This is a genomic window from Streptomyces sp. NPDC001502 (assembly GCF_042894785.1).
Lineage (GTDB): Bacteria > Actinomycetota > Actinomycetes > Streptomycetales > Streptomycetaceae > Streptomyces > Streptomyces kutzneri.
Genome location: NZ_JBIAVW010000004.1, coordinates 127,231 through 154,161, shown reverse-complemented (window position 1 = coordinate 154,161; position 26,931 = coordinate 127,231). Strand labels below are relative to the sequence as shown.

General features: G+C 72.2%; 23 protein-coding genes. 6 read left to right on the top strand and 17 right to left on the bottom strand.

The window, feature by feature from the left end; translation table 11 throughout:
- Positions 1–38 precede the first annotated feature (38 nt).
- The gene (locus tag ACFY0D_RS07925; protein WP_390797758.1) at positions 39–2,918 is read right to left on the bottom strand and encodes a UPF0182 family protein; all 2,880 of its coding nucleotides are present in this window, start codon (positions 2,916–2,918) and stop codon (positions 39–41) included.
- Positions 2,919–3,048: 130 nt separating this feature from the next.
- On the opposite strand from ACFY0D_RS07925, the gene ACFY0D_RS07920 reads away from it, so the two are divergent.
- Positions 3,049–3,618, top strand: coding sequence for a PPA1309 family protein (locus ACFY0D_RS07920; protein WP_390797525.1), 570 nt, complete (start codon positions 3,049–3,051; stop codon positions 3,616–3,618).
- 36 nt (positions 3,619–3,654) lie between these two features.
- Here ACFY0D_RS07920 and ACFY0D_RS07915 read toward each other — a convergent pair whose 3' ends face one another.
- The 4 genes from ACFY0D_RS07915 to ACFY0D_RS07900 all read right to left on the bottom strand — a co-directional run bounded on the left by ACFY0D_RS07915 (position 3,655) and on the right by ACFY0D_RS07900 (position 7,133).
- Positions 3,655–4,740 carry a PDZ domain-containing protein gene (locus tag ACFY0D_RS07915; protein WP_390797524.1) on the bottom strand — a complete coding sequence of 362 codons (1,086 nt, stop codon included), beginning with the start codon at positions 4,738–4,740 and terminating at the stop codon, positions 3,655–3,657.
- Between the two features lie 145 nt (positions 4,741–4,885).
- On the bottom strand, positions 4,886–5,101 hold the full coding sequence (locus ACFY0D_RS07910) for a hypothetical protein (protein WP_390797523.1): 216 nt from the start codon (positions 5,099–5,101) through the stop codon (positions 4,886–4,888).
- Positions 5,102–5,335: 234 nt separating this feature from the next.
- Positions 5,336–5,797, bottom strand: a complete 462-nt coding sequence (locus tag ACFY0D_RS07905; RefSeq protein WP_030010759.1) for a molybdenum cofactor biosynthesis protein MoaE — start codon at positions 5,795–5,797, stop codon at positions 5,336–5,338.
- Positions 5,798–5,996: 199 nt separating this feature from the next.
- Positions 5,997–7,133 carry an SDR family oxidoreductase gene (locus ACFY0D_RS07900; RefSeq protein ID WP_390797522.1) on the bottom strand — a complete coding sequence of 379 codons (1,137 nt, stop codon included), beginning with the start codon at positions 7,131–7,133 and terminating at the stop codon, positions 5,997–5,999.
- Positions 7,134–7,355: 222 nt separating this feature from the next.
- On the opposite strand from ACFY0D_RS07900, the gene ACFY0D_RS07895 reads away from it, so the two are divergent.
- Positions 7,356–8,762, top strand: coding sequence for a zinc-dependent metalloprotease (locus ACFY0D_RS07895; protein ID WP_390797521.1), 1,407 nt, complete (start codon positions 7,356–7,358; stop codon positions 8,760–8,762).
- A complete protein-coding gene (locus ACFY0D_RS07890; protein WP_390797520.1) occupies positions 8,759–9,289 on the top strand; it encodes an NUDIX hydrolase in 531 nt (176 codons plus the stop codon). The genes ACFY0D_RS07895 and ACFY0D_RS07890 overlap by 4 nt, the downstream gene beginning before the upstream one ends.
- Before the next feature lie 76 nt (positions 9,290–9,365).
- Here ACFY0D_RS07890 and ACFY0D_RS07885 read toward each other — a convergent pair whose 3' ends face one another.
- The 4 genes from ACFY0D_RS07885 to ACFY0D_RS07870 all read right to left on the bottom strand — a co-directional run bounded on the left by ACFY0D_RS07885 (position 9,366) and on the right by ACFY0D_RS07870 (position 13,296).
- Positions 9,366–10,121, bottom strand: a complete 756-nt coding sequence (locus ACFY0D_RS07885) for an AIM24 family protein (RefSeq protein WP_390797519.1) — start codon at positions 10,119–10,121, stop codon at positions 9,366–9,368.
- A gap of 17 nt (positions 10,122–10,138) precedes the next feature.
- The gene (locus ACFY0D_RS07880; RefSeq protein WP_030011152.1) at positions 10,139–10,819 is read right to left on the bottom strand and encodes an AIM24 family protein; all 681 of its coding nucleotides are present in this window, start codon (positions 10,817–10,819) and stop codon (positions 10,139–10,141) included.
- A gap of 20 nt (positions 10,820–10,839) precedes the next feature.
- Entirely contained in the window at positions 10,840–12,495 is a 1,656-nt protein-coding gene (locus tag ACFY0D_RS07875) for a TerD family protein (RefSeq protein ID WP_390797518.1), read from the bottom strand.
- A gap of 162 nt (positions 12,496–12,657) precedes the next feature.
- Complete coding sequence (locus tag ACFY0D_RS07870; RefSeq protein WP_390797517.1) at positions 12,658–13,296, bottom strand: M48 family metallopeptidase; 639 nt, start codon at positions 13,294–13,296, stop codon at positions 12,658–12,660.
- A 125-nt stretch (positions 13,297–13,421) separates the two neighbouring features.
- Here ACFY0D_RS07870 and ACFY0D_RS07865 point away from each other — a divergent pair, with 125 nt between their 5' ends.
- The gene (locus ACFY0D_RS07865) at positions 13,422–14,555 is read left to right on the top strand and encodes a ThiF family adenylyltransferase (protein WP_390797516.1); all 1,134 of its coding nucleotides are present in this window, start codon (positions 13,422–13,424) and stop codon (positions 14,553–14,555) included.
- Between the two features lie 71 nt (positions 14,556–14,626).
- Entirely contained in the window at positions 14,627–15,955 is a 1,329-nt protein-coding gene (locus tag ACFY0D_RS07860; protein WP_390797515.1) for an ABC1 kinase family protein, read from the top strand.
- A gap of 13 nt (positions 15,956–15,968) precedes the next feature.
- Here ACFY0D_RS07860 and ACFY0D_RS07855 read toward each other — a convergent pair whose 3' ends face one another.
- The 5 genes from ACFY0D_RS07855 to ACFY0D_RS07835 all read right to left on the bottom strand — a co-directional run bounded on the left by ACFY0D_RS07855 (position 15,969) and on the right by ACFY0D_RS07835 (position 19,878).
- Positions 15,969–16,175 carry a hypothetical protein gene (locus ACFY0D_RS07855; protein ID WP_390797514.1) on the bottom strand — a complete coding sequence of 69 codons (207 nt, stop codon included), beginning with the start codon at positions 16,173–16,175 and terminating at the stop codon, positions 15,969–15,971.
- Between the two features lie 99 nt (positions 16,176–16,274).
- Positions 16,275–16,604, bottom strand: a complete 330-nt coding sequence (locus ACFY0D_RS07850) for a hypothetical protein (RefSeq protein WP_390797513.1) — start codon at positions 16,602–16,604, stop codon at positions 16,275–16,277.
- The gene (locus ACFY0D_RS07845) at positions 16,601–16,972 is read right to left on the bottom strand and encodes a WhiB family transcriptional regulator (protein WP_202199827.1); all 372 of its coding nucleotides are present in this window, start codon (positions 16,970–16,972) and stop codon (positions 16,601–16,603) included. Before ACFY0D_RS07845 ends, ACFY0D_RS07850 begins: the two co-directional genes overlap by 4 nt.
- 180 nt (positions 16,973–17,152) lie before the next feature.
- Entirely contained in the window at positions 17,153–17,464 is a 312-nt protein-coding gene (locus ACFY0D_RS07840) for a hypothetical protein (RefSeq protein ID WP_301374495.1), read from the bottom strand.
- 179 nt (positions 17,465–17,643) lie between these two features.
- Complete coding sequence (locus tag ACFY0D_RS07835) at positions 17,644–19,878, bottom strand: ATP-dependent DNA helicase UvrD2 (RefSeq protein ID WP_390797757.1); 2,235 nt, start codon at positions 19,876–19,878, stop codon at positions 17,644–17,646.
- Between the two features lie 110 nt (positions 19,879–19,988).
- Here ACFY0D_RS07835 and ACFY0D_RS07830 point away from each other — a divergent pair, with 110 nt between their 5' ends.
- The gene (locus tag ACFY0D_RS07830; RefSeq protein WP_079406045.1) at positions 19,989–20,249 is read left to right on the top strand and encodes a mycoredoxin; all 261 of its coding nucleotides are present in this window, start codon (positions 19,989–19,991) and stop codon (positions 20,247–20,249) included.
- A gap of 133 nt (positions 20,250–20,382) precedes the next feature.
- Here ACFY0D_RS07830 and nudC read toward each other — a convergent pair whose 3' ends face one another.
- From nudC to ACFY0D_RS07815, 3 genes are read right to left on the bottom strand one after another with little or no spacing between them, the layout of a single operon-like run.
- Positions 20,383–21,339 (bottom strand): NAD(+) diphosphatase, encoded by a 957-nt coding sequence (gene nudC / locus ACFY0D_RS07825; RefSeq protein ID WP_390797512.1) that lies wholly within the window; start codon positions 21,337–21,339, stop codon positions 20,383–20,385.
- 54 nt (positions 21,340–21,393) lie between these two features.
- Positions 21,394–22,800 carry a dipeptidase gene (locus ACFY0D_RS07820; protein ID WP_390797511.1) on the bottom strand — a complete coding sequence of 469 codons (1,407 nt, stop codon included), beginning with the start codon at positions 22,798–22,800 and terminating at the stop codon, positions 21,394–21,396.
- A 10-nt stretch (positions 22,801–22,810) separates the two neighbouring features.
- Positions 22,811–26,902, bottom strand: coding sequence for a UvrD-helicase domain-containing protein (locus ACFY0D_RS07815; RefSeq protein WP_390797510.1), 4,092 nt, complete (start codon positions 26,900–26,902; stop codon positions 22,811–22,813).
- Positions 26,903–26,931 lie beyond the last annotated feature (29 nt).

Genomic DNA, 26,931 nt, shown 5'->3' with positions numbered 1-26,931 from the left:
ACAGTATCACGACGCGGGGTGGAACCATTACCCATTGATCACTGGCCGGCCGGGGTGGGCGCCGTCAGCTTCGCCTCGGCCTCGATCGCCCGCTTCAGAGCGGCCTTGATCTCGTCCTGGGCCTTGCCGAAGGCCGCCCAGTCACCGGCCTGCCGGGCCTTCTCGGCATCCTCGATGGCCTTCTGCGCGTCGGCGAGCGCCGCCTTGACCGTCGGGTCCTGGATGGTCGGCGGTGTGACGGTGCCCTCGCCAGGCGGCTGCTCCGGCGGCACCGGAACGGTCGGCGCCTCGGCCCCGAAGACCACGTTCAGCGCCTTCTCCAGAGTGTCCTCGAAGGCCGTCTGGTTGCCGTAGGTCACGAGCACCTTGCGCAGCAGCGGGTACTTCAGACCGGAGCTGCGGACGTAGACCGGCTCGACGTAGAGCATCCCGCCGTCGAGCGGCACCGCGAGCAGGTTGCCGTACTCGATCTCCGAGTCGCCACCGCGCAGCAGGCGGATGGACTCGGCGATCTTCGGTTCCGACTGGAACTTGCTCTGCACCTGACCGGGGCCGTCCGGCGGCTTGCTGGTCGGCATCTTCAGAATGCGGATCTTGCCGTAGTCCGGAGTGCCCGGATCGGCGTTGACCGCCATGAAGGCACTCAGGTTGGGCCGCTCGTTCGGCGTGAACGTCGTGGTGAGCGAGAAGACCTGGTCCTTCTCCTTCTGGCCCGGCATCTTCATCGACAGGTAGTACGGCGGAACGGCCGTACCGGCCTTGGTCGTCGGGTCGTCCGGGACCGCCCACGCCTCACTGCCGCTGAGGAAGGTCTGCGGGTCGGTGACGTGGTACCGGGTCAGCAGTTCGCGCTGGACCTTGAAGAGGTCCTGCGGGTACCGCAGGTGCTCCATGAGCGGCTTGGCGATGTCGGCCTTGGGCTTCACCGTGCCCGGGAACGCCTTCATCCAGGTCTTCAGGACCGGGTCCTCGGTGTCCCACTGGTACAGGTCGACCGAGCCGTCGTACGCGTCGACGGTGGCCTTCACCGAGTTGCGGATGTAGTTGACCTGGTTCTCCTGGGCGACCACCGCGCGCTGGCTGTTGGTCAGCGAGTCCGCGGTGCTCTGGCCCAGCGTGGTGCGCGAGGCGTACGGGTACCCGTTGGTGGTCGTGTACGCGTCGACGATCCACTTGATCCGGCCGTCGATCACGGCCGGGTAGGGCGCACCGTCGATGGTCAGCCACGGGGCGACGGCCTCGACGCGCTGCTTGGGCGTGCGGTTGTACAGGATCCGCGAGCCGTCGCCGATGGCGCCCGAGTAGAGGATCTGCGGCTCGTTGAACGTGAGCGCGTACGCGGCGCGGTTGACCGGGTTGTCGAGATTGACGCCGGAGTCGCCCTTGTAGCTCGTCTCCTTCTCGCCCTTGTCGTCCGAGTAGTCGAGCTCCTTCTGCGGACCGCCGACGATCGAGTACTGCTTCGTCTGCTCGCCGTAGTAGATGCGCTGCTCGAAGTCCGTGCCGAACACACCCTTGGAGGGCAGGTCGGACTGGGTGAAGTCGGGAGCGCCCTCCTTCACGGTGGTGCCCTTGGCCGCGACCACGCCGTAACCGTGCGTGTACTTGAAGTGGTCGTTGATCCAGTTGTTCTTCGGGATGCCGCCGATGTTCAGCTCGCGCAGCCCGATGACCGTGTCCTGGCCGCTGTACCGGTCCACGGCGAGCGTGGACGGGAAGGCGTAGTAGCCCTTGACCTGCTGGAGCTGCTGGAAGGCCGGCGAGACGATGTTCGGGTCGAGGATGCGGATGCTGGCCGTGGTGTCGGCCTGCGGCCGCAGCTTGCCCCGGTCCTCCGTCTGCGGGACGCCCGGGTAGTCCGTGACCTCCGAGCCGGCGATGCCGTAGGCGTCGCGCGTGGCCTTGATGTTCTTCTGGACGTACGGGGATTCCTTGGCCTGCTCGTTCGGCTGGACCTGGAACTTCTGCACGATCGCCGGGTAGAGCCCGCCGATCAGGATCGCCGAGAGCACCATCAGGCCGAAGCCGATGACCGGCAGCTGCCAGGTGCGGCGCCACAGCGTCGCGAAGAACAGCACGGCGCAGATCGCGGCGATGGCGACGAGGATCGTCTTCGCCGGCAGGTAGGCGTTCGCGTCGACGTAGCGCAGGCCCGTCCAGTTGTCGGCGGCCTTGAAGTCGCTGGACTTCACGGCGAGCCCGTACCGGTCGAGCCAGTAGGCGACCGCCTTGAGCGTGACGAACAGGCCGAGCAGCACCGACAGGTGGCCGGTGGCGGCGGCGGTGGCCCGCGCGCCCGGGCTGGTCACGCGCAGTCCGCCGTACAGGTAGTGCACGACGGCCGCGGCGATCACCGACAGCACGACCGCGGCGAAGCCGAAGCCGAGCAGGAAGCGGTACCAGGGCAGGTCGAAGGTGTAGAAGGACACGTCCATGTGGAACTGCGGGTCCTTCGAACCGAAGGGCACCCCGTTCACGTACATGAGCCAGGTCTTCCACTGGCCGGCCGCCGAGGCGCCCGCGATCAGGCCGACGAGCACCGCGATGCCCAGGAGCAGCCACTTCTTGTACGGGGCGATGCTCATCCGGTAGCGGTCGAGGCTCTGCTGTTCCATCGACATCGCGCTGAGCGGCGGCCGCAGCCGGTGAGCCAGCCAGATGTTGAAACCGACGGCACCGGCCATCAGCAGACCGAAGACGGCGAAGAGGCCGATCTTGGTCCACAGGGTGGTGGTGAAGACGGTGGAGTACTTCACGGAGCGGAACCAGAGCCAGTCAGTCCAGAAGCCCGCGAACATGATGAAGAGCATGGCCAGGACGGCCAGCACGCCCAAGGTCATCAGGAGAGTTCGGGCCCGCCGGGAGGGGCGGCCGACTCTCATCCGTGGCCCGGAAGGGCCTCCGCCGCGGTCCGGCATCTGGAAAGCCAAGGTGCGCACCTCGAAAGTCGCTGAGTCTGGTAATGAACGGGCCCCCGATCGTAGAGCCCACTCATGCAACTTACTGAGGCTTTGGTCAGTTCCCGGTAATCGATGGAAAGGAGGCAGGATGTTGCCCATGTCCAACCTTTCGCCTTCCCCCGGCACCCCCATGGCGGCCAGTCCGCTGACGCGCGCCTGCCTTGAGATCGACGAGTACGCGGCCGGCCTCGGCTGGGACAGGCCCGCGCGGCTCTTCGCCCTCGTCGACACCGCCCGGCTCAAGAAGCAGGAGCCGCGGCTGGCGGGCCAGCTCGGTCTCGACCAGGACGACGCCGGCAAGTCCTCCCTCACCCCCATCGAGCAGGACGAGGTCCCGAAGGGGACGCCGCTCGACAAGTTCCTCGGCACCATCGCCTGGCCCGACGCCGTCGTCGGCTGCGCGCTGACGGTGGAGCGCCTGATGCTGCCGCCGTCCGCGGAGGCCTCCGTACCGGAGGGCCTGAACGACAAGCAGCTGTCGAAGTGGGTCGCCGGGCACCCGGAGCGGCAGGAGGTGCGCCTCACCGTGGCCGTGCTGCGCGACGGATCGCGCGAGTCGGCCGTACGGCTGCGCGAGAAGGACTCCTCGACGGAGGTCCTCACCGGTGCGGGCCTGGTGCCCGGCCTGGCGGAGGCCCTGGCGGCGACCTTCTCGTAGGTCCTGTCCGTCAGGGGGACGCAGGAGCGGTCTGGGCTAGCCCGTGCACTGCGGCAGCCCGGCCGTGTCCCCCTTGCTGATCTTCTCCAGTGCCTTCGTGGCGTCGTCGATGGTGGACACCTTGACCAGGGTCAGCCCGTCGGGGACGTGGGAGGCCGCGGAGGCGCAGTTCTCGGCGGGCGTCAGGAAGTACTCGGCACCGGCCTTGCGGGCACCGATGGTCTTCATCTGGATGCCGCCGATGGGGCCGACCTTGCCCGCGTCGTCGATGGTGCCGGTGCCCGCGACGAACTTCCCGCCGGTCAGGTCCTCCGGGGTGAGCTTGTCGACGATGCCGAGGGCGAACATCAGCCCGGCGCTCGGGCCGCCCACGTCGGCGAGCTTGATGTCGATCGTGAACGGGAAGGCGTGGTCGGTGCCCGCCCGGATGCCGACGATGGCGTGACCGTCGCCCTCCGCCTTGCCCGCGGTGATCGTCAGCTTCGAGGTGGCGGGGTCGTTGTTGCCGGCCTTCGCCGCCTCGGCGGCCTCCTTGGCGGGCACGATCGTGAACTCCACCGGCTCACCCGGCTTGTGCTTGGTGACGAGCTTGGCCACGTCCTCGGGAGCCGTGACGGCGGTGCCGTCCACGGCCTTGATCACGTCCCCGGCGTGAAGCCGGCCCTCGGAGGGGCTGTCCTTGACCACGGTGGAGACGATCACCCGGGCGGTGACCGGGATGCCGAGCTGCTTCAGGGCCGCCACCTTGGCGCTCTGCTGCGACTGGCTGAACTCCTCGGCGTTCTCCTGGGTGGACTCCGCCTCCGTCTTCCCGTCCGGGTAGAGGTTCTCGTGCGGGACGACGATGTTGTCGCCGGCCAGCCACCCGTAGACCGCTTCCACCAGGCTCATGTCGTAGTCCGCACCGGTGACGCGGACCGTGGTCATGTTGAGGTGACCGCTGGTCGGGTACGTCTTGCGCCCCGCGATGTTGAGGACGGGCGCGCCGTGCGAGTCCCCGAGCGTGTTCACGGTCGGGCCGGGGCTCATCTCGGAGTACGGGACCTTGATGAACACCCCTGCGCAGAGCAGCGCGAACAGCACCAGGGTGGAAGCGAGCATCGTCGCGGTGCGGCGTGGCATGGATCCGACAGTACGGGACGGCCCTGGCGGGCGGCCCTCGGGGCCGGTCCGTACGGGGTCCGGACGCGAAACTCTCAGCGGAATCTCACCGACGGCGGCGGACCGGAGCGGGACGGTCGCGGAGCGTCGAGGGGCGGTGGGCTTCTCAGACGGCGTCGGAGGCGGCGGGGGCGGACGGGGAGGAATGGGCGTCGGCCTTCACCCTGGCCTGATCGGCATTGGCCATGGCTTCCCGGAATCGCGCGTAACCCGCGAGCTCGGATATGTCACCCTGTGTGCGGTCGCGTGCCGCCCAGCTGCCCCATATCGCCGCTCCGATCGCGGCGGACAGCGGAATCAGCAACCACGCCAAAGACGCCATGGGCGTGCCTCCCTACCCCGAAGTACGTTTCGTTGGTGGCTTCAACGCTCGTGCCCGTGGGGGGGTTACGCAAATCGAGGGCGTGTTGCGCGGCCGATCGGGTGCGAGGCTACCGCCTTCCGGGTGGCGCTCCGTGACCGGGGGTTCAGCAGCGCCGACCCCCGCCTCCGTGCCGTCGCCGAACGTCGCCCTCCTTGAGCTGGACTCCGTCCGGCGGCCTGCGCGGCCCGGGCCTCAGCAGGCGCCGACCCACTCCTCGGTACCGTCGCTGAACGTCTGGTGCTTCCAGATCGGGACCTCGTGCTTGAGGTCGTCGATCAGCATCCGGGCGGCCTCGAAGGCCTCGCCGCGGTGCGGGCAGGACACGGCGACGACGACGGCCAGGTCGCCCACGGCCAGGTCACCGACGCGGTGCACGGCCGCCAGGGCGCGGACCGGGAACTTGGCCACGACGCGCTCGGCCACGCGGCGCATCTCGGCCTCGGCCGTCGGATGGCAGGAGTAGCCGAGCGAGTCGACGTCCGCCCCGCTGTCGTGGTTGCGCACCGTGCCGACGAAGAGCGTCGTACCGCCCGACGCGTCGTCGCCGACGGCCTGGAAGACCTCGTCGATCGACAGGGCGGTCTCGCGGATCTGGAGCAGCCGGATCGGGTCCGAGGCGGCCTGCTCACCGGGGTGGTCGAAGTGCGGTGCCATGCCCTCATCGTGCCTTAGCCGCCGACCCGGCGAAATAGCAGATTCGCCCGGGGCGCGAACGCCGCCTTGGGAGCCTCCTACCAATCCGGGCACCGGCACGAACCGGCCTCGCCGCCGTTTGAGGCGCGGGGGTCCGGGGGTCCGGGGGCGGTGGCCCCGGCAACGGCGCCGCACCGGGCAGGCGGCCCGGCCCGCAGGGTCAGATCCCGCGCCGCTTGCGCGCCAGGCGGACCGCGGCGGCCGCGCCCAGCAGGGCCACCGTCGCGCCGGCCGCACCGGCGGCCGTGGCGGCGTCCCTGCGGCCCAGCCGGCGGCCCGCGACCGTGTGCCGGCCCGAGACCTCCTGGAGGAGCTCGGCGAGCACCTCCTCGTTGGTCCAGCGCGGCCGCCAGCCCGCCGCGTGCAGCCCGCTGACGCTGACCACCCACGGATGCATCGTGTAGGCGAGGTCCCCGGCCGGGGACGGGGTCAGGCCGATCCGGTGCAGCCGGGCCGCCGCTCCCAGGGCGACCGCGGAGGGGAGCTCCATGCGGCGGATGCCGCTCAGCTCCTCGACCTCCTCCTGCTCCAGCCACCCCTCGCAGCCCACGGCCAGCTCGCCCTCGACCTTCTCCAGCGCCGCGTACTCCAGGGCGCTGACCAGGTCGTCCACGTGGCAGAACTGCCAGGTGGGGCGGGATCCCGCCACCACGAGCAGCCGCGGGGACTCGAAGTACCGGGTGAGGGCGGTGTCGGTGCCGCCGACCAGGACGGCCGGGCGGATCACGGTGACGTTCAGTCCGGGGTGGGCGCGGGGGGCCCGGCGGCCGAGGCGCTCGATCTCCAGCAGGTCGCCGACGCCGGTCGCCTCGGCGGTGGCCCGCAGCTCGGAGTCCTCGGACAGCGGGATGTCGTTGTCGGGCAGGGCCCCGTAGACCATCGCCGAGGTGCAGAGCACGACCCGGTGCACGCCGGCCGCGGCGGCCGCCGTCAGGACGGTCTGGGTGCCGCGCACGTTGTACGCCGTGCGGGCCGCCGGGTCCGTCTCCAGGTCGAGGTCGAGGGCGAGGTGGACCACGACGTCCGCGCCGCGCAGCTTCTCGGCGATCGCGGGGTCCCGTACGTCGAGGATGTGCCACTGCGCGGCGGCGCAGTCCCCCCGTCGCTCGTCGATGGCGACGACCTGCTTGACCTCGTCGGAGGCGGCCAGGCGGCTCACCAGGGCCGCGCCGACGCCCGAGGCGGCGCCGGTCACGGCGATCACCGGGCTGCGCCGGCGGATTCCCTCCGTGTTTCGCGGCTGGCGAACGCCGGGGGCGCTGTCACCGTGCTCGGAGCTGTTTTCGTCGTCGTGCATCGCGCGAAACTGCGGATCTGGGGAACTCACCGGGCGTCTCCAGCGGTTGTCTTCAGTAGGGACGCGTCGTGACGCGTACCCACCAGGTGATGTCCATCCTGCCGCAGCCCAGGAGTCGGCGGAGCACCGAGCCCGGATGCGGCCGCGGTGTCTACGCTGGGTGGTGTTGTCGGACCATTGCCCGTCGGCTCCCGCCGGCGGCCCTACGAGCCGAGGAAACCCGTGAGCGACACCCCATTCGGATTCGGCCTTCCGCCGGAGGAGCCGGAGAACGGCGACGATGGCAAGAAGAAGGGCAACCAGGGCGGCCAGGGCGGCCCGGCGAATCCCTTCGGGTTCCCCGGCATGGGTCTGCCGGGCGGTGCGGGCGCTCCCGGAGCGGACAACCCGTTCGCCGCGATGTTCGGTTCGATGAACCCGAACGACCTCGGTGCCGCCTTCCAGCAGCTCGGCCAGATGCTCAGCTACGAGGGCGGTCCCGTGAACTGGGACATGGCCAAGGACATCGCCCGCCAGACCGTCGCGCGGGGCACCGCGGACGACGTGAAGGACACGAGCGTCGGCGTCGCCGAGAAGTCCGCCGTCGAGGAGGCCGTGCGCCTCGCCGACCACTGGCTGGACGGTGTGACCTCGCTGCCCTCGGGCGCCACCACGGCCGTGGCCTGGAGCCGCGCCGAGTGGGTCGAGGCGACCCTCCCGGTGTGGAAGGAGCTCGTGGACCCGGTCGCGGAGCGCGTCGGCGCGGCCATGGGCGGCGTGCTGCCCGAGGAGATGCAGGCCATGGCGGGCCCGCTGCTCGGCATGATGCGCTCCATGGGCGGCGCCATGTTCGGCCAGCAGATCGGCCAGGCCGTCGGCACCCTCGCGGGCGAGGTCGTCGGCTCGACGGACATCGGCCTGCCGCTGGGGCCGGCCGGGAAGGCCGCGCTGCTGCCGCTGAACATCGAGAGCTTCGGCAAGGACCTGGGCGTGCCCTCGGACGAGGTGCGGCTCTACCTCGCTCTGCGCGAGGCGGCCCACGCCCGGCTCTTCGCGCACGTGCCGTGGCTGCGCTCGCACCTGTTCGGTGCGGTCGAGGGCTACGCCCGCGGCATCAAGGTCGACACCTCGAAGCTGGAGGACGTGGTCGGCCAGCTCGACCCGTCGAACCCGGAGCAGCTGCAGGAGGCGCTCCAGGGCGGCATGTTCCAGCCGCAGGACACCCCCGAGCAGAAGGCCGCCCTGGCCCGCCTGGAGACGGCGCTCGCGCTGGTCGAGGGCTGGGTCGACGCGGTGGTGCACGAGGCCGCCAAGCCCCGGCTGACCTCGGCGGACGCGATGCGCGAGACCATGCGGCGGCGGCGCGCCTCGGGCGGTCCCGCCGAGCAGACCTTCGCGACGCTCATCGGCCTGGAGCTGCGCCCGCGCCGGCTGCGGGACGCCTCTCGGCTGTGGGCCTCTCTCACCGACGCCCGGGGCGTCGACGGCCGTGACGGCCTGTGGGAGCACCCGGACATGCTGCCGACGGCTTCCGACCTGGACGACCCGGACGGGTTCGTGCACCGCGAGCAGCTGGACTTCTCCGAGATCGACAAGATGCTCGGCGAGGCCGCCGAGAAGCGCGAGCAGGACGGCGACGAGAAGAAGTGAGCCTGCACGAAGACGCGGTCCTCGTCCTGAAGGCGTACGAGGACCAGCCGGAGCTGCGCGATCTCTACCTGGAGCACCTGGCGGCCCACCCGGACGGGGTCTACAAGCCCTGCGGGGCCGGGCACGTCACGGGCAGCGCGCTGGTGATCGACCCGGTGCGGGGGCACGTCCTGCTGACCCTGCACAAGAAGCTCGGCATGTGGCTCCAGATGGGCGGCCACTGCGAGCCCGGTGACGCGACCCTGGCCGACGTGGCGCTGCGCGAGGCCTGTGAGGAGTCGGGCATCGCGTCGGGGCTGACCCTGCTCGACGGCGGGCCGGTGCGCCTGGACCGGCATCCGATCCCGGCGCCGTGCAACTGGCACCTGGATGTGCAGTACGCGGCGCTGGCTCCGGCCGGCGCGGTGGCGGAGATCAGCGAGGAGTCCCTGGACCTGCGCTGGTTCCCGTACGAGGAGGTGGCGGCGGTGGCCGACGCGTCCGTCGTACGGCTGCTGGAGGCGACCTTGGCCCGGCTCGGCGGCTGAGCAGACCGGCGCCGCGCGCGGACACGGCGAAGGGGCGGTCCCTGGTGGGTCCGCCCCTTCGCCGTGCCGGGAAGCGTCAGTTCCAGGCGTTGTTCTGGTTCTGCGCGTGGGACCCGTGCTGGCCCATGCCGAACTGCGCGGCGGCGCCCTGGCCGAGCTGGGCGTTCTGCGGCGGCAGCACCTCGCTGGGCTGCACCAGCGCGAAGCCGGTGCCGAGGAAGCTCAGCTCCCAGCCCTCGCCGGTGTTGCCACGGCGCCGCCACACCCCGGTGGAGTGCGTCTGGGCCTGCATCTGGACCCGCAGCGAGGTGGACCAGGCCACGATCGCGTCCGCGTCGGCATTGACGTACTTGTCGGGCGTGACCTGCATCATCAGCGGCTGGCCGGAGGTCATCAGCGCGACCTTGCCGCGGCCGGAGATGTTGAGCTGGTACTTGCCCGAGCCGGAGATCCCGTACTGGCTGTCCACCGCGATGACCTCGGTGTGCAGGGTGGAGTCCAGGGCCAGCACGTAGCTGCTGTCGACCGTGAGGCCGTCCTGGTCCACGTCCACGACGTGCACGTACTGGGCCAGGTTGGCCAGGTAGACCGTGCCCTGCCCGGAGCAGCGCATGAGGTCCAGGCCCTCGCCGGTGCGGCGTCGGGCGCTCCGCTGGCTGGTGGTCTGGTACTCGCCGTCGAAGTCGATGAGTCCCTGGTAGGCGACCATCGCGCCCTTACGGGCGAGTACGTCGTCGGAGCCCGTCAGCGAGACCCGCAGCAGCTGCGGGTTCTGGATGGCGTACCGCTCCTGGGACTGCGCCTCGGCGTGGGCGAAAAGTGCGCTCTGCATGATGTGTCCGCTCCCCCTCAGCCCCGGGCCCGGAGCCGGTCGGTGCTGTCCTCGCTGGGCTGTACGACGACGATGCCCTGGCCTGAGAAGGCCATCTGGTAGGCCTCCCCGCTGCCCCGGCCGATCATCGACGAGGCCTTGAAGCTGCGCTTTCCCTTGACCTTGAGATTCGGCGACCAGGCGACGAGCGCGTCGGGGTCGACGTACGTCTCGTCCTCGCCGCGGCCGCAGTCGACCACGATCGGGGTGCCCCGGGAGGTCAGGGCGACCCACCCGGTGCCCGCGATCTGCACGTTGAACAGGCCCTGGCCGGCGAACTTGGCGAGACCCTTGACCCGCTCGACGCCCCACTGGAGGTGCGCGTCGAAGGCGAGCAGGTTGGTGCCGTTGACCGAGAGCGAGTCGTTGTTGAGGTTGATGACGACCACGTCGGCGCCGTAGTCGGCCAGGTAGAGCAGGCCGTCGCCGGTGCACTTCATCAGCGGCGCGCCTTCGCCGGTGATCCACTGCGAGGCCATCTGGCGGACGGCCGGCGGGTTGGGCTCGTACTGGACGAAGCCCTCGTAGGCGACCATCGAGCCGGTGCGGGCGAAGAGGTCCTGGCCGCTCTGCATGGCGACCTTGAGCATGGCCCGGCCGTGGTTCTCCATGCGGGCCGTGACGGGGGTGGGGGCGAAGCCCGCGAGTTGCTGGTTCATTGCGTTCATGTCGGGCTCCCTCAGACCTCGTACGGCTGGACGACGATGAAGTTGCCGGGAGCGCCGCGGAACTGGAGGTTCACGGTCTCCCCGCTGTGGCCGGGGTAGGCGTTGCGCCGCAGCCGGACCTGGCTGGAGATGATCACCTGCGAGGCGGAGGACCACGCGACGATGGCGTTGCTGTCCGCGAAGGTGGTCGGGGTGACGGGCAGGACCACCGGGACGCCGTGCGTCTTGACGATGACGGTGCCGGTGCCCTGGAACTGCATGGTGAACAGGGCGCCGCCGGGGATGCCGTGGCCCTCGATGCGGCGGACCTCGTGCTGGAGCGACTCGTCGAAGGCGAGGACGGCCTCGGCGGAGACGCAGATCCCGTCGCCCTGGAGCTCGATGGCGTGCAGGTGGGCGCCGTTCTCCGCGAGGAAGACCTGGCCGCGGCCGGTGCAGCGCATGAGCTGCATCTCCTGGCCGGTGGCGTTGCCGACGATGCGGCCGGCGAAGCCCGCGCCCTTGTAGCTGAAGTCGACCTTGCCCTGGTACAGGACCATGCTGCCCTGGCGGGCGAGGACGGCCTGGCCGCCCATCGCGAGGTCGACGCGCATGAGCTGCTGGTTCTGCGGGGTCCAGCGGGTGCCGGTGGGGGCTTCCTTGTACGGCTGGAGCGCGGCGGCGAGGCCGGCGCCGGCGGCGGGTACGCCCTGCGGGGCGTAGCCGGGCTGCTGGCCCGGGAACTGGCCGGGGGCCTGGCCAGGGGCCTGGCCGGGGACCTGTCCGTAGGAGGGCTGCTGCGGCGGCTGCCCGTAGGGCGCGGGGGCCGGCGCGGGCGGCGGCACCTGTCCGTAGGACGGCTGCGGCGGCTGCGGCGGCTGGCCGTACGGGGCTGGGGCCGGCGGGGCGAGCGGCGCGGCCATGGTGGGCGCGGCGTGCACCGGGGCCGGGGCCGGGGCCGCGGGCTGCTGGTACTGCGGCTGCGGGACGGCGCCGGGCGCGGGCACGGGCGCGCCGAAGGACGGCGCGGGCGCCGGGGCCTGCGGGGCGTGCGGAGCGGGGGCCGGGGCGCCGAAGGCCGGGGCCGGGGCGGCCGCCTGCGGCGGCGGGGCGAACCCGGGCGAGGCCGCGGCCGGGGCCTGCTGCGCCGGCTGCGCCTCCTCGGCGACCTCGCCGCCGAAGTTCCGCAGCAGCGCGTCGAGCCCGCCGTCGAAGCCCTGGCCGACGGCGGCGAAGCGCCACACGTCCTTCAGGTAGAAGTCGCCGAGCATCACGGCCCGCTCGGTGGTGAACTCCGCGCCGGTGAACGCGTACCGGACGACCTCTTCGCCGCCGGCCACGATCCGGATGTAGCCGGGGCCGATCTGCGACATCTGTCCGGCACCGTCGATGGTGGCGGTGAAGGACAGTTTGTGGATGGACGCCGGAATGCGGTCCAGCGTCACCCGGAAGGACTCGGTGTCGCCCGACTGCGCACCGAGTTGCTGAATGGACTCTTCCGGAGACTTCGGCTGATTGAAGAAGACGAAGTAACGGTCGTCCGACAGCTGCTCGTTGGCGTCGAGGCCGAAACAGCTGATGTCGAAGGCGAGTCCGGATCCGGCGATCTGGACGCCTACGTACAGATCGGTGCCCGCCGTGAGATCACTGATCTTGGCCTTGTGGCCGCGTTGGAATTCCCTGGCCATACGTACGACCGTCCCCCATCCCGACTGTGAATGCGTGGCGCTCAGGCTAACGGCAATTGCCGACATCCGGCCAAGCCGGTACCGACCCGGTACAAAACACTGCGTGCGGCACGAGGGGCGGCGGGCGGACCGGCGGACGGGCCGGCGGGCGGACCTGCGGGCTCATTCCTCGCGGGCGGCGGGGACCTTCGGCAGCCGCTCGGCGGCGACCACGCCCTCCAGGTAACCGCGGGCCCGCTCGGTGCGCGGGTAGGCCTCCAGCAGCTCCCAGAAGCGGGGGCCGTGGCCGGGTACGAGGAGGTGGGCCAGCTCGTGCAGGAGCACGTAGTCGACGACGTACTCGGGCATCCCCTGGAGCCGGTGCGAGAGCCGGATGCTGCCTTCGGCGGGGGTGCAGGAGCCCCAGCGGGTGTTCTGGTTGGTGACCCAGCGGACCGTGTTGGGGCGGGCGCGGCCGTCGAAGTACTGCTCGGACAGCTGCGCGGCCCGCTCGGTGAGCTCCGCGTCCCCGAAGGTGCGCTTGCTCTCCTGGGCGGCCAGCTTGTCGAGCATGACCCCCACCCAGCGCTGCTCCTCCGCCTCGGACATCCGGGCAGGGATGAGCACGACCGTACGGTCACCCTCGCGATAGGCGGATACGGTCCTGCGGCGGCGCGCGCTCCGGCGGACTTCGACGGCGCGCTGCGGTGGGTCGGCGGACACGCCACGACGGTACCCGGTCGTGGTGGCGGAAGTCCCGCCCGTCCGCGGTTCGAACACGAGGGATTCGGGGCCGATTTCCGGAACCCCATTTCCCTTCATCTCATATGCCTAATACCTCGCACCTGTGGACAAATTCCTGCACGGATTCCGGTGGGCGGGCACTGTTGCGGAAGAGCGGGAAACGGGTGGTGCGCATGCGCACGGGATATCGAGGGGGACGGGACATGTATCCGAAGGTGAAGCCGGCGCTGGCGCGGGCGTGGCGGGATCTGCAGACGGTTCAGTTCGGGGTGACGCCCGCCCATGCGGTGGTGCTCGGCCCCGTGGACACGGCGACGGGCACGCTGATCGACCGGATCGACGGCACGCGGGGAATGGAGCTGTTGCGGGCCGAGGCCTCGGGGATGGGGCTGCCGGACGGCCGGGCCGACGAGGTGGTCAGGACGCTGGCGGGGGCCGGCCTGCTCGACGACGTCACGGCGGGCGGTCCGCGGGCGCAGGCCCTGCGGGGGCATCCGGAGGCCGTGGAGCGGCTGGGGCCCGACCTCGGTTCGCTGTCCCTGGTCCACCGGGAGCCGGGCGGGGACTTGCGGGGGATCGCCGCCCGCCGGGCGATACGGGTCCGGGTGCGCGGGAGCGGCCGGGTGGGGGCCGTGATCGCCGCGGTCCTGGCGGGAGCCGGCGTGGGCCGGGTGGAGGTGCTCGACGGGGGGCGGGTGGAGCCGGCGGACGTGGCACCGGGCGGGCTGGACCCCGGAAGCGTGGGCCGGCCGCGGGCCGAGTCCGCGGGCAGGCTGGTGCGCGGGGCGGCCCCGGGGCGCACCCCGCGGGCCGGGGAGGACGAGGGGGCGGAGCCGGGGCTGGCCCTGGTGGTGGTCGCGCCCCGGGACGGGCTGCACGCCTGGGCCCCGGATCCGGACACCGCGGCCGACTGGATCGCCGCGGGCATCCCGCATCTGTACGCGGGGGTGTTGGAGGGGACGGGCCTGGTGGGGCCGCTGGTGCTGCCGGGGTCGACGGCCTGCGCGGGGTGCATGGAGCGCGACCGCGTGGACCGGGACGCGGCCTGGCCGAGGATGCTCGTGCAGTGGCGTTCGGCCCACCGCCGCCGCACGGGTGCCGCCTGCGACCTGGGGCTGTCCACGGCGGTGGCCGGGCTGGCCGCGGCCCATGCGCTGGCCTTCCTCGACGGACAGTTGCCCGCGTCCACGGCCTCCCGCTGGGAAGCGGCCCTCCCCGCCCTGCACTGGGAATCCACGCCGGTCCACCCGCATCCCGACTGCCCCTGCGGGGCGGGCGGGTCACCGCAGGAGGATCGGGCGGGGTGCGGCCGGGAGGGCCATGACAGGATGCGCTGAGGCTGTCGGGTCGGCGGAGCCCTTCCTGAATCCGCCGTTCGCGGCGCAGCTGTCTGGGACTTGGAGGGGCTATGTCTGATCTTCCCCGGAAGGCGGTCACCCGTACCGTCAAGCTGGCCGCGCTGCCGCTCGGCATAGCGGGCCGGGCCACGTGGGGGCTGGGCAAGCGGATCGGGGGCAAGTCCGCGGAGATCGTGGCGCGCGAGCTCCAGCAGCGCACCGCCGAGCAGGTGTTCCGCACCCTCGGGGAGCTGAAGGGCGGTGCCATGAAGTTCGGGCAGGCCCTGTCGGTCTTCGAGTCGGCCCTGCCCGAGGAGGTCGCGGGGCCCTACCGGGCCGCGCTGACCAAGCTTCAGGAGGCGGCCCCGCCGCTGCCCGCGGCGACGGTGCACCAGGTGCTGACAGACCGTCTCGGCGCCGACTGGCGGGACCTGTTCGAGGAGTTCGAGGACAAGCCGGCCGCGGCGGCCTCCATCGGGCAGGTGCACCGGGCGGTGTGGCACGACGGCCGGCAGGTGGCCGTCAAGGTCCAGTACCCGGGGGCCGGTGAGGCGCTGCTGTCGGACCTGAAGCAGCTGGGCCGGTTCGCGGGCCTGCTGGGGCCGCTGATCCCCGGCATGGAGATCAAGCCGCTGATCAAGGAGTTGCGCGACCGGGTCGCGGAGGAGCTCGACTACGAGCTGGAGGCCGAGGCCCAGCGGACGCACGCGGACGCCTTCGTGGACGACCCCGACGTGGTGGTGCCGGACGTCGTGCACCAGGGCGACCAGGTGCTGGTGACCGAGTGGATGGAAGGGACCCCGCTGTCGGAGGTGATAGCCGACGGGACCCAGGAGGAGCGGGATCGCGCCGGACAGCTGCTGGCCGGGTTCCTGTTCGCCGGTCCGGCGCGCACCGGCCTGCTGCACGCGGACCCGCATCCGGGCAACTTCCGGCTGATACCGGGGGCGGACGGCCGGACGCGGCTGGGCGTCCTGGACTTCGGCACGGTCGACCGGCTGCCCGGGGGCTGGCCCAAGCCCATCGGCAGGTCGCTGCGGATGACGCTGGACGGTGATGCCGAGGGGGTCTACGGGCACCTGCGCGCCGAGGGGTTCGTGAGGGAGTCCGTCGAGCTCGATCCCGACGCGGTGCTGGACTACCTGAAGCCGATCATCGAGCCGGCCGAGGCCGAGGAGTTCACCTTCACCCGGCCGTGGCTGCGCGGCCAGGCGGCGCGGATCGCCGATCCCCGCTCCCCCGCGCACCAGTTGGGCCGGCAGATCAACCTGCCGCCGTCCTACCTGCTGATCCACCGCGTGACGCTGAGCACCATCGGGGTGCTGTGCCAGCTGGGCGCGACGGTGCGGCTGCGGGACGAACTGGACACCTGGCTGCCGGGGTTCGCCCCCGCCGAGTGACCGCGTAGGCGCGTCACCACCAGGACGAGTCGAGCCTGCCCTCGATCGACCGGAGGTTGGCGCGCGCACAGTCGACGCAGAAGTACTGTCTGGTCCCGTTCTCCACCGAGCAGGTCCAGGTGGGTGGGATCTCGCCCGGGGCCTTGGCGCCACAGCCCGCGCACACGACGGGCTGGGCCTCGGATCCCGACGGGCCGGGGTGGGGAGTCGGCTGGTCCACCTCCAGACGATATCCCCGTCGGGGCGGACCGGCCCGCGCAACGCACCGGGGGGACCGGTCCGTGCGGACCGGTCCCCCCGGGGATGCTGCTGTCAGCTCTTACTGCATGACGGCCATGGCCAGCGCACGCCGGGCGCGCATGGAGACGCGCTCGGCACGCCGCTGCATGCGGCGGGCGGTGACCAGGCGCACGGCGTGGCGCTCGGCGTCCACCTCGCGCATGAGCTCGTCCATATGGGCACGAGCCAGGGCTTCTGGGATGAGTTGCATTTCGCGGGTCCTGTTCTGACGCGAGGTGATCGCGCCGGTGGTGATGAAGTCTGCGTGGGCGGCGCCGTGGGGCTGCTCGCTCGTGGTGTAGGAGGTCATGAGGGCCTGCTTCAAGGGGTCGTGCGTCAGGGGGCGGTCGATGGTTCCGATGGCGGTCATGCCGCGACAACCGGGTTCTTGCGCGGACGGCCACGGGGACGCTTGCGGGCGACGACGACACCCTGGACGAAGAGCTCGCCACCCCAGACACCCCAGGGCTCGCGGCGCTCGATCGCTCCGGCGAGGCAGGCCTCGACCAGCGGGCAGGTGCGGCAGAGGGACTTGGCGTACTCGACGTCGGCCGGGGACTCGGCGAAGAAGACCTCGGGGTCGAAGGTACGGCAGGGGACGGGCACGCCGAGGTTCTCGATGGCGTCGTCGAGCGCGGTCAGCGCGGTGAGCGGGGTCAAGGTGTGGTCCTCCGGGACTGCGGGCGGGGAGATCAGTTGGGTCTGCGGTACGGACGGGGCGTGCGCTTCGAGTTGCACGGTGGTTTCTTCCTCGTCTTGTTCGGCTAGTCGTTCCGGCCGGTCGGCCGGGTTCGGCTGGTACCTGGCTGCCAGTCCCGAGGCCCCTTCGCTGCGTCGTCCCTGTTCGGGACAAAACAGAAGGGCCGCGGATCCCGGGTGGGGTTCCGCGGCCCTGAAGGCGCCGGCCTGATCATGCGATCAGGCTGGATCACTCCAGGGTTCGAGCCCGCGGAAGGCCCACATCAGGTGGTGCTGCTGCTTCGTCTGCTTCTTCTGGGATCCGGCACCGGCTGCGGCAGCGAATCCATAGGCGCCATGCGTCTGCGCTTCTGCTGCCAGTACTGCCACCGATGCCTTGGTCGGTCGCTCATTGCGCTCACTGACCGGAAGGATCGCCAGCAGGGCGGGGCGGTCGGCGGAAATCGCGGACACACCGGTACCCAGGGTGGAGACGGAACCGAGCAGGCAGGAAGCGTCGACCGAGCGATCGGTCATTTTGGTGAAGGTCATGAAGCTGGTCACTGGTCTCGCCTCCTCTCGGCGTCTCGGGGACTCGGCCCGGGGGCCTGTCCCATACGTATTCGGATAAGTACAGCACGGATCCTGGGCTTCGGAGAAGCCACCGTTTCCGTTGCTAAGAACCTATGGGTCTTCGCTGGGCATGTGCAAACTATTTTTCCGACGAGTTTCTACGCGTCGTCAGGATGCCCGGCCCCAACCTCCTGACCTGCGCAGATGGCCAGGACCTCGGCTCCGTACCGGTCAAGCTTACGGCCGCCCACTCCGGAGATCATCGAGAGCTCCCCCTCCTCGGACGGCGCGGCCTCCGCGATGGCCATCAGCGTCTTGTCCGTGAAGACGCAGTAGGCGGGCAGGCCTTGCTCCTTCGACTGGGCCGCGCGCCACTCCCGCAGCCGCTCGTAGAGGCCTTCGTCCATGTCGGACGGGCAGTCCTCACAGCGCATCAGCTTCAGCTCGCCGGCCTCGGTCAGGGTCTTGCCGCAGACCCGGCACAGCGCGGGACCGCGGCGCGGGCGCTTGCGCACCCCTCGCTCGGCCCCGGCGCCCGCTCCGGCGCCCCGGGCCGCCGAGCCCGGCCGCAGGCCGTTCAGGAAGCGGCTGGGGCGCCTGGAGGCCCGGCCGCCGGGGGCGCGGGAGACCGCCCAGGACAGGCTCAGGTGGATCCGTGCCCGGGTGACGCCGACGTAGAGCAGCCGCCGTTCCTCCTCGACCTGCTCGTCGGTCTTCGCATAGGTGATCGGCATCATGCCGTCGGTGAGACCGACGAGGAACACGGCGTCCCACTCCAGGCCCTTCGCCGCGTGCAGCGAGGCCAGGGTGACGCCCTGGACGGTCGGGGCGTGCTGGGCGGCCTTGCGCTCGTCCAGCTCGACCGTGAGGTCCGCCAGGGTGGCCCCGGGCCGGGCGCGGGCGAAGTCCTCGGCGAGCCGGACCAGCGCGGCCAGCGATTCCCACTGGTCGCGCACGGCGCCGGAGCCGGCGGGCGGCTCGGTGCTCCAGCCGGTGGAGCTGAGGACCGCGCGGACCTGGGAGCCCAGTTCCACGACGTCGTCGAGCAGCGGGTCGTTGCCGCCGGAGCGGGCGGCTCCGCGCAGCGCGAGGATCGCCCTCTGGACCTCCTGGCGCTCGAAGAACCGCTCGGCTCCGCGCAGCTGGTAGGGGACCCCGGCATCGGCGAGGGCCTGCTCGTAGACCTCGGACTGGGCGTTGATGCGGTAGAGCACGGCGATCTCGCCCGCGGGGACACCTGCGGCGATCAGGTCCCGGATCCGGTGGGCGACGCCCTCGGCCTCGGCGGGCTCGTCCGCGTACTCGGTGTGGACGGGGTCGGGACCGGTCTCGCGCTGCGAGATCAGCTCCAGCCGGTGCTCGGCGGCCCGGCCCTTGGCCTGGTTCAGGAGCCCGTTGGCCAGATGGACCACCTGGGGGGTGGAGCGGTAGTCGCGGACCAGCTTGACCACCGTGGCCTGCGGGTAGCGGGTGCGGAAGTTCAGCAGGTGGTCGGGGGTGGCTCCGGTGAAGGAGTAGATGGTCTGGCTGGCGTCGCCGACGACGCAGAGGCTGTCGCGCTCGCCGAGCCACAGGTCCAGCAGCCGCTGCTGGAGCGGGCTGACGTCCTGGTACTCGTCGACGACGAAGTGCTGGTACTGGCTGCGGATCTGCTCGGCGATGTCGTGGCGGTCCTGGAGGATGCCGACGGTCAGGAGCAGCACGTCCTCGAAGTCGATCATGCCGCGGTCGCGCTTGAGCTGTTCGTACGTCCCGTAGATCTGGGCGATCTCGGCCAGGTCCCGGGGGGCCTCGCGGCCCGACTTGAGGGCGGCCACCGGGTAGTCGGCGGGCACGGTCTGGGTGACCTTCGCCCATTCGATCTCGCCCGTGACGTCGCGCAGCTCGTTGCGGTCGAGCCGGATGCGGCAGCGGGCGCCCGCCTCGGCGACGAACTGGATCTTGCGCTCCAGCAGCCGGGGCACCTCGCCGCCGACCGCCTTGGGCCAGAAGTACTGGAGCTGGCGCAGGGCGGCGGAGTGGAAGGTGCGGGCCTGGACCCCGCCCGCGCCCAGGGTGCGCAGGCGTCCGCGCATCTCGCCCGCGGCGCGGTTGGTGAACGTGACGGCGAGCACACTGGCCGGCATGAGCTGCCCGGACCGGACGCCGTAGGCGATGCGGTGGGTGATCGCGCGGGTCTTGCCGGTACCCGCACCCGCCAGCACGCACACCGGTCCGCGCAGGGTCGTCGCGACCTCGCGCTGCTCCGGGTCGAGGCCCAGGAGCACCGCGTCGGCCGAGTCGGCGGAGGCGGGGCCACCCGGGAACGATGAGGAGTGCGTTGCTGCTGTCACCCCGCCATGCTGCCAGGTCTCGTGAGTCGGGCGGGAAAATTGTCCACAGGCAGCACGTATCAGTCGTATCAGTCACACCGGGTGCGCGGGGGCGACCGTACGGGAATGGCCGCCGGGTCCCGTACGTTCGAGTACTCGGACCACCGAGCCCTCACGAAGGAGAGCGCAGCATGCAGGACACGGGCACCGTCACGATGTACAGCACGACCTGGTGCGGCTACTGCCGTCGGCTGAAGACCCAGCTGGACCGGGAAGGCATCGCGTACAACGAGATCAACATCGAGCTCGACCCGGAGTCCGCCGCGTTCGTGGAGAAGGCCAACGGCGGCAACCAGACGGTTCCCACCGTGCTCGTGACGTCCGCCGCGGGCAGTGAGTCCGTCATGACGAATCCGAGCCTGGCCCAGGTCAAGCAGGCCCTCGCCGTCTGACCGGCCGCGAGGACCGGGCGCGACCGGAGCACACGCGACCGGAGCACAGTGGAGGGCCCCCGCCGAGGCGGGGGCCCTCCACTGTCATGAGGCCTGTCACGAGGCCTGTCACGAGGCGGGGAAGTGACGAAGGTTACGCGGCCGCCTTCGGCAGCGGCTCGCCGTACCAGAGCTCGACCAGCCGGGCGGCGATGGAGATGCCCGACGGGGGCAGCACCTCGCCCGACGCGAACGCCGCGCGCAGTTCCTCGCGGGAGAACCAGCGGGCCTCCTCGATCTCCTCGCCGTCCACCGTGATCTCCGAGGTGGTGGCGCGGGCCGTGAAGCCCAGCATCAGGCTGTACGGGAAGGGCCACGGCTGGCTGGCCACGTACTCGACCTCGCCGACCCGGATGCCCGCCTCCTCCCACACCTCGCGGATGACGGACTGCTCTATGGACTCGCCCGGCTCCACGAACCCCGCCAGCGTGGAGAAGCGGCCCTCCGGCCAGTGCACCTGGCGGCCCAGCAGCGCACGGTCGTGCTCGTCCGTGACCAGCATGATCACGGCCGGGTCGGTGCGCGGGTAGTGCTCGGCGCCGCAGCCCGGGCAGCGGCGGATGTGCCCGGCGGCCGCGACCACCGTGCGCTCGCCGCAGCGCGAGCAGAAGCGGTGCATCCGCTGCCAGTTCTCCAGCGCCACCGCGTGGACCATCAGCCCGGCGTCGCGCGGGGACAGCAGCAGTCCGGCCTCGCGCAGGCCGGCCGGGCGGGCCGACTGGTCCATGCGGCCGGGCAGTGCGTCCTTCTGCAGCGCGAAGTACCGTACGCCGTCCTCGTCGGTGCCCAGGAAGTAGCGGTGGGTCTCGGTGACCGGGGCCTCGAAGGCCGGGGTCATCACGATGCCGGAACCGCCGTCGGGGGTGTCGTCGATCAGGACCTGGCCGCCGGAGACGACGAAGACGCGCGTCGTCGGGTGGCTCCAGGCCGCGGCCAGCCACGCCTCGTCGAGACGGTGGTGCGCGGCGCGGTCGATCCCGCTGGGCGCGGCGAGCGAAAGAGGGCGCTCGGTGAGAGGGCGCTCGGTATGGGTGCTCACAGGTACTTCCAACTCCCCCGGTGGTGGGACAGGCAGGCTCGGTACGGCAGGTGTGTGCGTCGGGTGTCAGGCGGTGGTTCGGTGGTGGGCGGCCAGGTCTCCCCAGAGGTACGCGGTCGTCTCGACGCCCTTGAGCAGGAGGTCCAGCTCGACCTTCTCGTTCGGTGAGTGCCAGCCGTCGGACGGTACCGAGATGCCGAGGAAGAGGACGGGCGCGTCCAGGACGTCCTGGAGGTCCGCCGCGGGGCCGGAGCCGCCCTCCCGCGTGAAGCGGATCTTCTCGCCGAAGGCCCGGCCCATGGCCCGGACGACCGACTGCAGGGCCGGGTGGTCCAGCGGGGTCAGGCACGGGCGGGTCGGTGCGCCGAAGGTGATGGAGTGGCGGATCCCGTCCGGGATGCCGGCCGCGACCCAGTCCCTGACGGCCGCCTCGACCTCGTACGGGTCCTGCCCGGAGACCAGGCGGAACGACAGCTTCAGGTGGGCGGAGGCGGGCACGATGGTCTTGCCGCCGGGGCCCTGGTAGCCGCCGCCGATGCCGTTGACCTCGGCCGTGGGGCGGGCCCAGACGCGCTCCAGGGTGGAGTACCCGGCCTCTCCCGCGGCCGCGTGGGACTTGGCCGTACGCAGCCACTCGGACTCGTCGAAGGGCAGCTCGGCGATGAGCGCGCGCTCCGCGTCCGTCAGCTCGGCGATGTTGTCGTAGAAGCCGGGGATCGTGACCCGCCCGTCGGCGTCGTGCAGGGCCGCGACCAGGCGGGCGGCGACGGTGGCCGGATTGGGCACGGCCCCGCCGAAGGCGCCGGAGTGGATGTCCTGGTCCGGGCCGTGGAAGTCGATCTCGCAGTCGGCGACGCCGCGCATGCCGGTGCAGACGGTGGGGGTGGTCTCGGACCACATGCCGGTGTCGGAGACGATCACGACGTCGGCGGCGAGCTCGGCGGCGCGGGCCTCGACGAGGGCGCGGAAGTTCGGGGAGCCGGACTCCTCCTCGCCCTCGATGAGGAGCTTGAGGTGCACGGCGGGAGCGGCGGCGCCGGTGGCCGCCAGGTGCGCCCGTACCCCGAGGGTGTGGAAGAAGACCTGCCCCTTGTCGTCGGCGGCGCCGCGCCCGTACATGCGGCCGTCGCGAACCACCGGCTCGAACGGGTCGGTGTGCCAGCCGTCGGCGAGGGCGGCGGGCTGCACGTCGTGGTGCCCGTACACGAGGACGGTCGGGGCGTGCGGGTCCTCGCTCGGCCAGTGCGCGAAGACGGCGGGCGCGCCGGGGGTCTCCCACACCTCGGCGACCGGGAAGCCGGTCTCCTTGAGCTTGGCCGCGAGCCATTCGGCGCTGCGGCGTACGTCGCCCGCGTGCTCGGGCTGGGCCGAGACGGAGGGAATGCGGAGCCACTCGGCGAGGTCGTCGAGGAAGGCGGCGCGGTGGGTGTCGATGTACGTGCGGACGACGCTGTCCGGCGGGGTGTCGCTCATGCCCCCGAGCCTAGCTGTCCGCCTGATGGTCGCCGTCCGGGTCCGATTCGCCTTGGAGGATCCGCTCAAGGCGGGCCCGGTCCGGGAGGTTGCGGGGGCGGATCACGCGGCCGCTGCGGACGTGCAGGAAGGCGGCGGAGACCCGGTCGAGCGGGGTGTTCGTGGCCTCGGCCCAGGCCACGCGGTAGACGGCGAGCTGAAGGGGGTCGGCCTCGGTGGTGCGGCCGGTCTTCCAGTCGACGATCTCGTACGAGCCGTCCGGGTTGCGGTAGACGGCGTCGATCCGGCCGCGCACGACCCGGCCGGCGAGGGTGAGCTGGACCGGGGCCTCCATGCGGTGGGGGGGCCGGTCCGCGTACGGGCTGCGTTCGAAGGCGGCCTTGAGGGAGTCGAGGTCGGCCTCGTCGGCGATCTCCTGGTCGGAGCCGGCGCCGGGGAGGTCGGTGACGGGGTCGAGGACGTCGAGGAACGGCAGCGGCAGCTCGTCGAACCGGGACTCGACCCAGGCGTGGAACCGGGTGCCCTGGCGGGCCGCGGGCTGCGGGGGCCGCGGCATGGGGCGGGCGAGGTCGCGTACGAAGCCCTGCTCGTCGGCGGCGAGCCGGAGCAGCTGGCTGGCGGACAGGGCGGACGGCAGCTCGACGTCACGGACGGCTGCGCGGGCACGGCGCAGCTCGCCCTCCAGGGCGTCGAGATCGCGGTCCCAGGAGGCGACGGCGCGGGCCTCTTCGGGAACCAGGTCGCCGCCGTGCCTCCCGGCGGGGTCGGCCGTCACGGGACGCGGATGCGGCACGGCGCCGCCGGCGCCGGTGGTGGCCTCCCCGGCCCACAGGTCGTCCTCCTCCGGTACGGACGGCCCCCGGGCGGGGGTGTCCCCGCCGGCCCACGGGGCGTCGCCCTCGGGAACGAACCGCCCGGGGGCGGGTACGCCGGCCCCCGCACGGGGGGTCGGCCCGGTTGCGCTCGCAGCGGTGCCGGCTTCGTCGGCCCACGGGTCGTCGCCCTCGGGGAGGGGCTGCTCCCCGGCGGGTACGCCCGCTCCCGCGGCGGGGGTGGCCGGGGTGGGTTCGTCCCCCGCCCCGCCCCTTCCCGAAACCGGGGCGCTGCCCCGGGCCCCGTGGCGGGCGGGCGTGGCCGCGCCGGCCCCGGGCAGGGCCTTGGCCCAGGCCTCGCCCGCCCAGGGGTCGTCGAAGTCCGGCCCGGCGGTGTCGGCCGGGGCGGCGGGGCGCCGGGGTCCCGGGGGTGCCCAGGCCTCGCCCGCCCAGGGGTCGTCGAGGTCCGGGCCGACGCCGTCGGGTGCGTCGGACGCGGTCGGCGTCGCACGCGCCGCGTCGGCGGTGGGCTGTGCGGGGCCCTGGGGCGGCCAGGCTTCGCCGGACCGGGCCGCGGTTCCGGTCCTCGTGCCGGCCGGAGCCGTACCGGGGCCGTCGGCTCGGCCCGAGGCTCCGGGCCGCGTCGTCGCCGAAGGCGCACCGGCGCCGCCGGACGGGGCCTCGGGGGGCCAGGCGTCGTCGGCGGGGTCCGGTTCCCAGGGGTCTTCGGCCGGCCACGGCTCTTCGCAGTCCGGGGGCCAGAGGTACTCGTCCTCCTCCGGGGGCGGGGCCGCGAGGTAGGACTCCACCAGGGCGGCCGCCGCGCGGCGCAGGGTGAGGGAGTACGGGTCGAGCGGGAGGGGCCAGGAGTGGTCCGGGGTGGATTCGCCGGACAGCGCCGGGTTCTCGGCGGTGGGGTCGGGCTCGTCCGCCCAGGCCTCGATCTCGCCGAAACCGGCCGCGCAGTGCTCGTACAGGGCTTCGAGGAACGGCGACGGGCCGCGGCGCTTCTTCTGGCTGGGGCCCCACCAGTGGCCGGAGGCCAGCAGCAGGGACCGCGGCCGGGTGAAGGTCACGTAGCCGAGGCGGAGCTCCTCCACCGACTTGTGGTCCTTGAGCGCGGTCTTGAAGGCCTTCAGGCCCGCCGAGGTCCAGGCGGGGTCCCCGGGCAGGGTGGGGGCGTCGCCGCGCAGCGCGTACGGGAGCACCTTCGCGTACGAGGTCCAGGCCTCCGGCGGCTTCTCCTTCGGGAAGCCGCCGGCGCACAGGTCCGGGACCACGACCACGTCCCACTCCAGACCCTTGGACTTGTGGGCGGTGAGCACCTTGACCGTGTTCTCGCCGCCGGGCAGCGCGTGGTCCAGGCCCTTCTCGTACTGGGCGGCCGTGCGCAGGAAGGCCAGGAAGGCCAGCAGCGTGGCCTCGCCGTCCAGGGCGGCGAAACCGGCCGCCACGTCCATGAAGTTCGACAGGGTCTCGCGGCGGCGGGCCGCCAGCGCGTGCGGGGAGGCCGACAGCTCCACCTCCAGGCCGGTGGCGGTCAGCACCCGGTGCAGGACGTCCATCAGCGGGTCGGCGAGGGAGCGCCGCAGGTCGCGCAGTTCCTGGGCGAGGTGCGCGAAGCGGATCCGGGCCTCCGCCGAGAAGGGGAGGTCGTCCGGGGCCTGTCCGGCGCCGTCGAGGAAGGTCTCCAGGGCGTCGGCCAGCGACACGATCTCGGCCGGGTCCACGCCCTCCACGGCCGCCGCGAGCCGTTCGTCCGGGTCCGCCCCGGCGGGTGCCCGGCTCACCAGCTGCCGCGCCCGGCGGCCCAGCAGGGCCAGGTCGCGCGCGCCGATCCGCCAGCGCGGGCCGATCAGGAGCCGGACCAGGGAGGCGTTGGCGCCGGGGTCCTGGAGGACCTCGCAGACGGCGACGAGGTCGGCGACCTCGGGCAGGTGCAGCAGCCCGGAGAGGCCGACGACCTCCACCGGAACGTCCCGGTCCACCAGCACGGCCTGGATCTGTGCGAAATCCCCGGCGGAGCGGCACAGTACGGCGATCTCGCGCGGCTCCGTCCCGGTGTGGACCAGGTGGGCGACGGAGTCGGCGAGCCAGTCGAGCTCCTGCGCGTGGGTCTCCAGCAGGGCGCAGCGGACCTGCCCGGCGGCCTCCGCCCCCGGCGCCGGGCGCAGTGCCTCGACGCCCTCGTGCATGGCGCGCAGCGGGGCGGCGAGTCCGTTGGCCAGGTCCAGCAGGCGGCCGCCGCTGCGCCGGTTCTCGCTGAGGGAGAGCCGGGTGGCCGGGCTTCCGTCGGCGTGCGGGAAGTGCTCCGGGAAGTCGTCGAGGTTGGCGACGGAGGCGCCGCGCCAGCCGTAGATGGCCTGGCAGGGGTCGCCGACGGCGGTCACGGCGTGGCCGGAGCCCGCGCCGAAGAGTCCGGACAGCAGCAGCCGCTGCGCGACGGAGGTGTCCTGGTACTCGTCGAGCAGGACCACCCGGAACTCCTCGCGCAGCAGCGCCCCCACCTCGGGCCGGGTGGTGGCGAGCTGCGCGGAGAGGGCTATCTGGTCGCTGAAGTCGAAGAGGTCGCGGGAGCGTTTGGCGGCGCGGTAGCGGACGACCAGTTCCAGCAGTTCGAGGCGGCCGCGCACGGCCTCCGGGACCTTGCGGAGGTCCTCGTTGGTGAGCTTGGTGCCGGCGAGCGCGTCCAGCAGGTCGGTGTCGTACAGGCGCAGCCGCTCGGGCTCGACCAGGTGCTCGGAGAGTTCCCCGTCGAGCGCGAGGAGGTCACCGACGAGGGCGGGGACCGATTTGGTGAGCGAGGGGTACGGGCCGGGGGCCTCGCGCAGCACCTTCGCGGCGAGCTGGAAGCGGGTGGCGTCGGCGAGCAGCCGGGAGCTGGGCTCCAGCCCGATGCGCAGGCCGTGGTCCTTCAGGAGCTGTCCGGCGAAGGCGTGGTAGGTGGAGATGCGGGGCTCGCCGCCGGCCGCGTCCGCGTCGGCCGGGGAGGGGTCCGGGTCGGTGATGCCGGCCCGCGCGAGGGCCTTGCGTACGCGCTCGGACAGTTCACCGGCGGCCTTGTTGGTGAAGGTCAGGCCGAGCACCTGCTCGGGCGCGACCGCACCCGTACCGACGAGCCAGACGACGCGGGCGGCCATGACGGTGGTCTTGCCGGAGCCGGCGCCCGCGACGACGACCTGCGGGGCGGGAGGGGCGGTGACACAGGCCATCTGCTCGGGCGTGAAAGGGATCCCGAGGAGCTCCTTGAGCTGCTCGGGGTCGGAGAGGGCGGGCGGACGCGCGGGCACGTAAAAAGGCTAGCCGCCCCCACCGACAG

Excerpts from the sequence above, each read along its gene's own strand:
- ACFY0D_RS07925 (WP_390797758.1), bottom strand. The coding sequence starts at position 2,918 with ATGCCGGACCGCGGCGGAGGCCCTTCCGGGCCACGGATGAGAGTCGGC.
- ACFY0D_RS07920 (WP_390797525.1), top strand. The coding sequence starts at position 3,049 with ATGTTGCCCATGTCCAACCTTTCGCCTTCCCCCGGCACCCCCATGGCG.
- ACFY0D_RS07915 (WP_390797524.1), bottom strand. The coding sequence starts at position 4,740 with ATGCCACGCCGCACCGCGACGATGCTCGCTTCCACCCTGGTGCTGTTC.
- ACFY0D_RS07910 (WP_390797523.1), bottom strand. The coding sequence starts at position 5,101 with ATGGCGTCTTTGGCGTGGTTGCTGATTCCGCTGTCCGCCGCGATCGGA.
- ACFY0D_RS07905 (WP_030010759.1), bottom strand. The coding sequence starts at position 5,797 with ATGGCACCGCACTTCGACCACCCCGGTGAGCAGGCCGCCTCGGACCCG.
- ACFY0D_RS07900 (WP_390797522.1), bottom strand. The coding sequence starts at position 7,133 with ATGCACGACGACGAAAACAGCTCCGAGCACGGTGACAGCGCCCCCGGC.
- ACFY0D_RS07885 (WP_390797519.1), bottom strand. The coding sequence starts at position 10,121 with ATGCAGAGCGCACTTTTCGCCCACGCCGAGGCGCAGTCCCAGGAGCGG.
- ACFY0D_RS07880 (WP_030011152.1), bottom strand. The coding sequence starts at position 10,819 with ATGAACCAGCAACTCGCGGGCTTCGCCCCCACCCCCGTCACGGCCCGC.
- ACFY0D_RS07875 (WP_390797518.1), bottom strand. The coding sequence starts at position 12,495 with ATGGCCAGGGAATTCCAACGCGGCCACAAGGCCAAGATCAGTGATCTC.
- ACFY0D_RS07870 (WP_390797517.1), bottom strand. The coding sequence starts at position 13,296 with ATGAAGGGAAATGGGGTTCCGGAAATCGGCCCCGAATCCCTCGTGTTC.
- ACFY0D_RS07865 (WP_390797516.1), top strand. The coding sequence starts at position 13,422 with ATGTATCCGAAGGTGAAGCCGGCGCTGGCGCGGGCGTGGCGGGATCTG.
- ACFY0D_RS07860 (WP_390797515.1), top strand. The coding sequence starts at position 14,627 with ATGTCTGATCTTCCCCGGAAGGCGGTCACCCGTACCGTCAAGCTGGCC.
- ACFY0D_RS07850 (WP_390797513.1), bottom strand. The coding sequence starts at position 16,604 with ATGACCGCCATCGGAACCATCGACCGCCCCCTGACGCACGACCCCTTG.
- ACFY0D_RS07840 (WP_301374495.1), bottom strand. The coding sequence starts at position 17,464 with ATGACCTTCACCAAAATGACCGATCGCTCGGTCGACGCTTCCTGCCTG.
- ACFY0D_RS07830 (WP_079406045.1), top strand. The coding sequence starts at position 19,989 with ATGCAGGACACGGGCACCGTCACGATGTACAGCACGACCTGGTGCGGC.
- ACFY0D_RS07820 (WP_390797511.1), bottom strand. The coding sequence starts at position 22,800 with ATGAGCGACACCCCGCCGGACAGCGTCGTCCGCACGTACATCGACACC.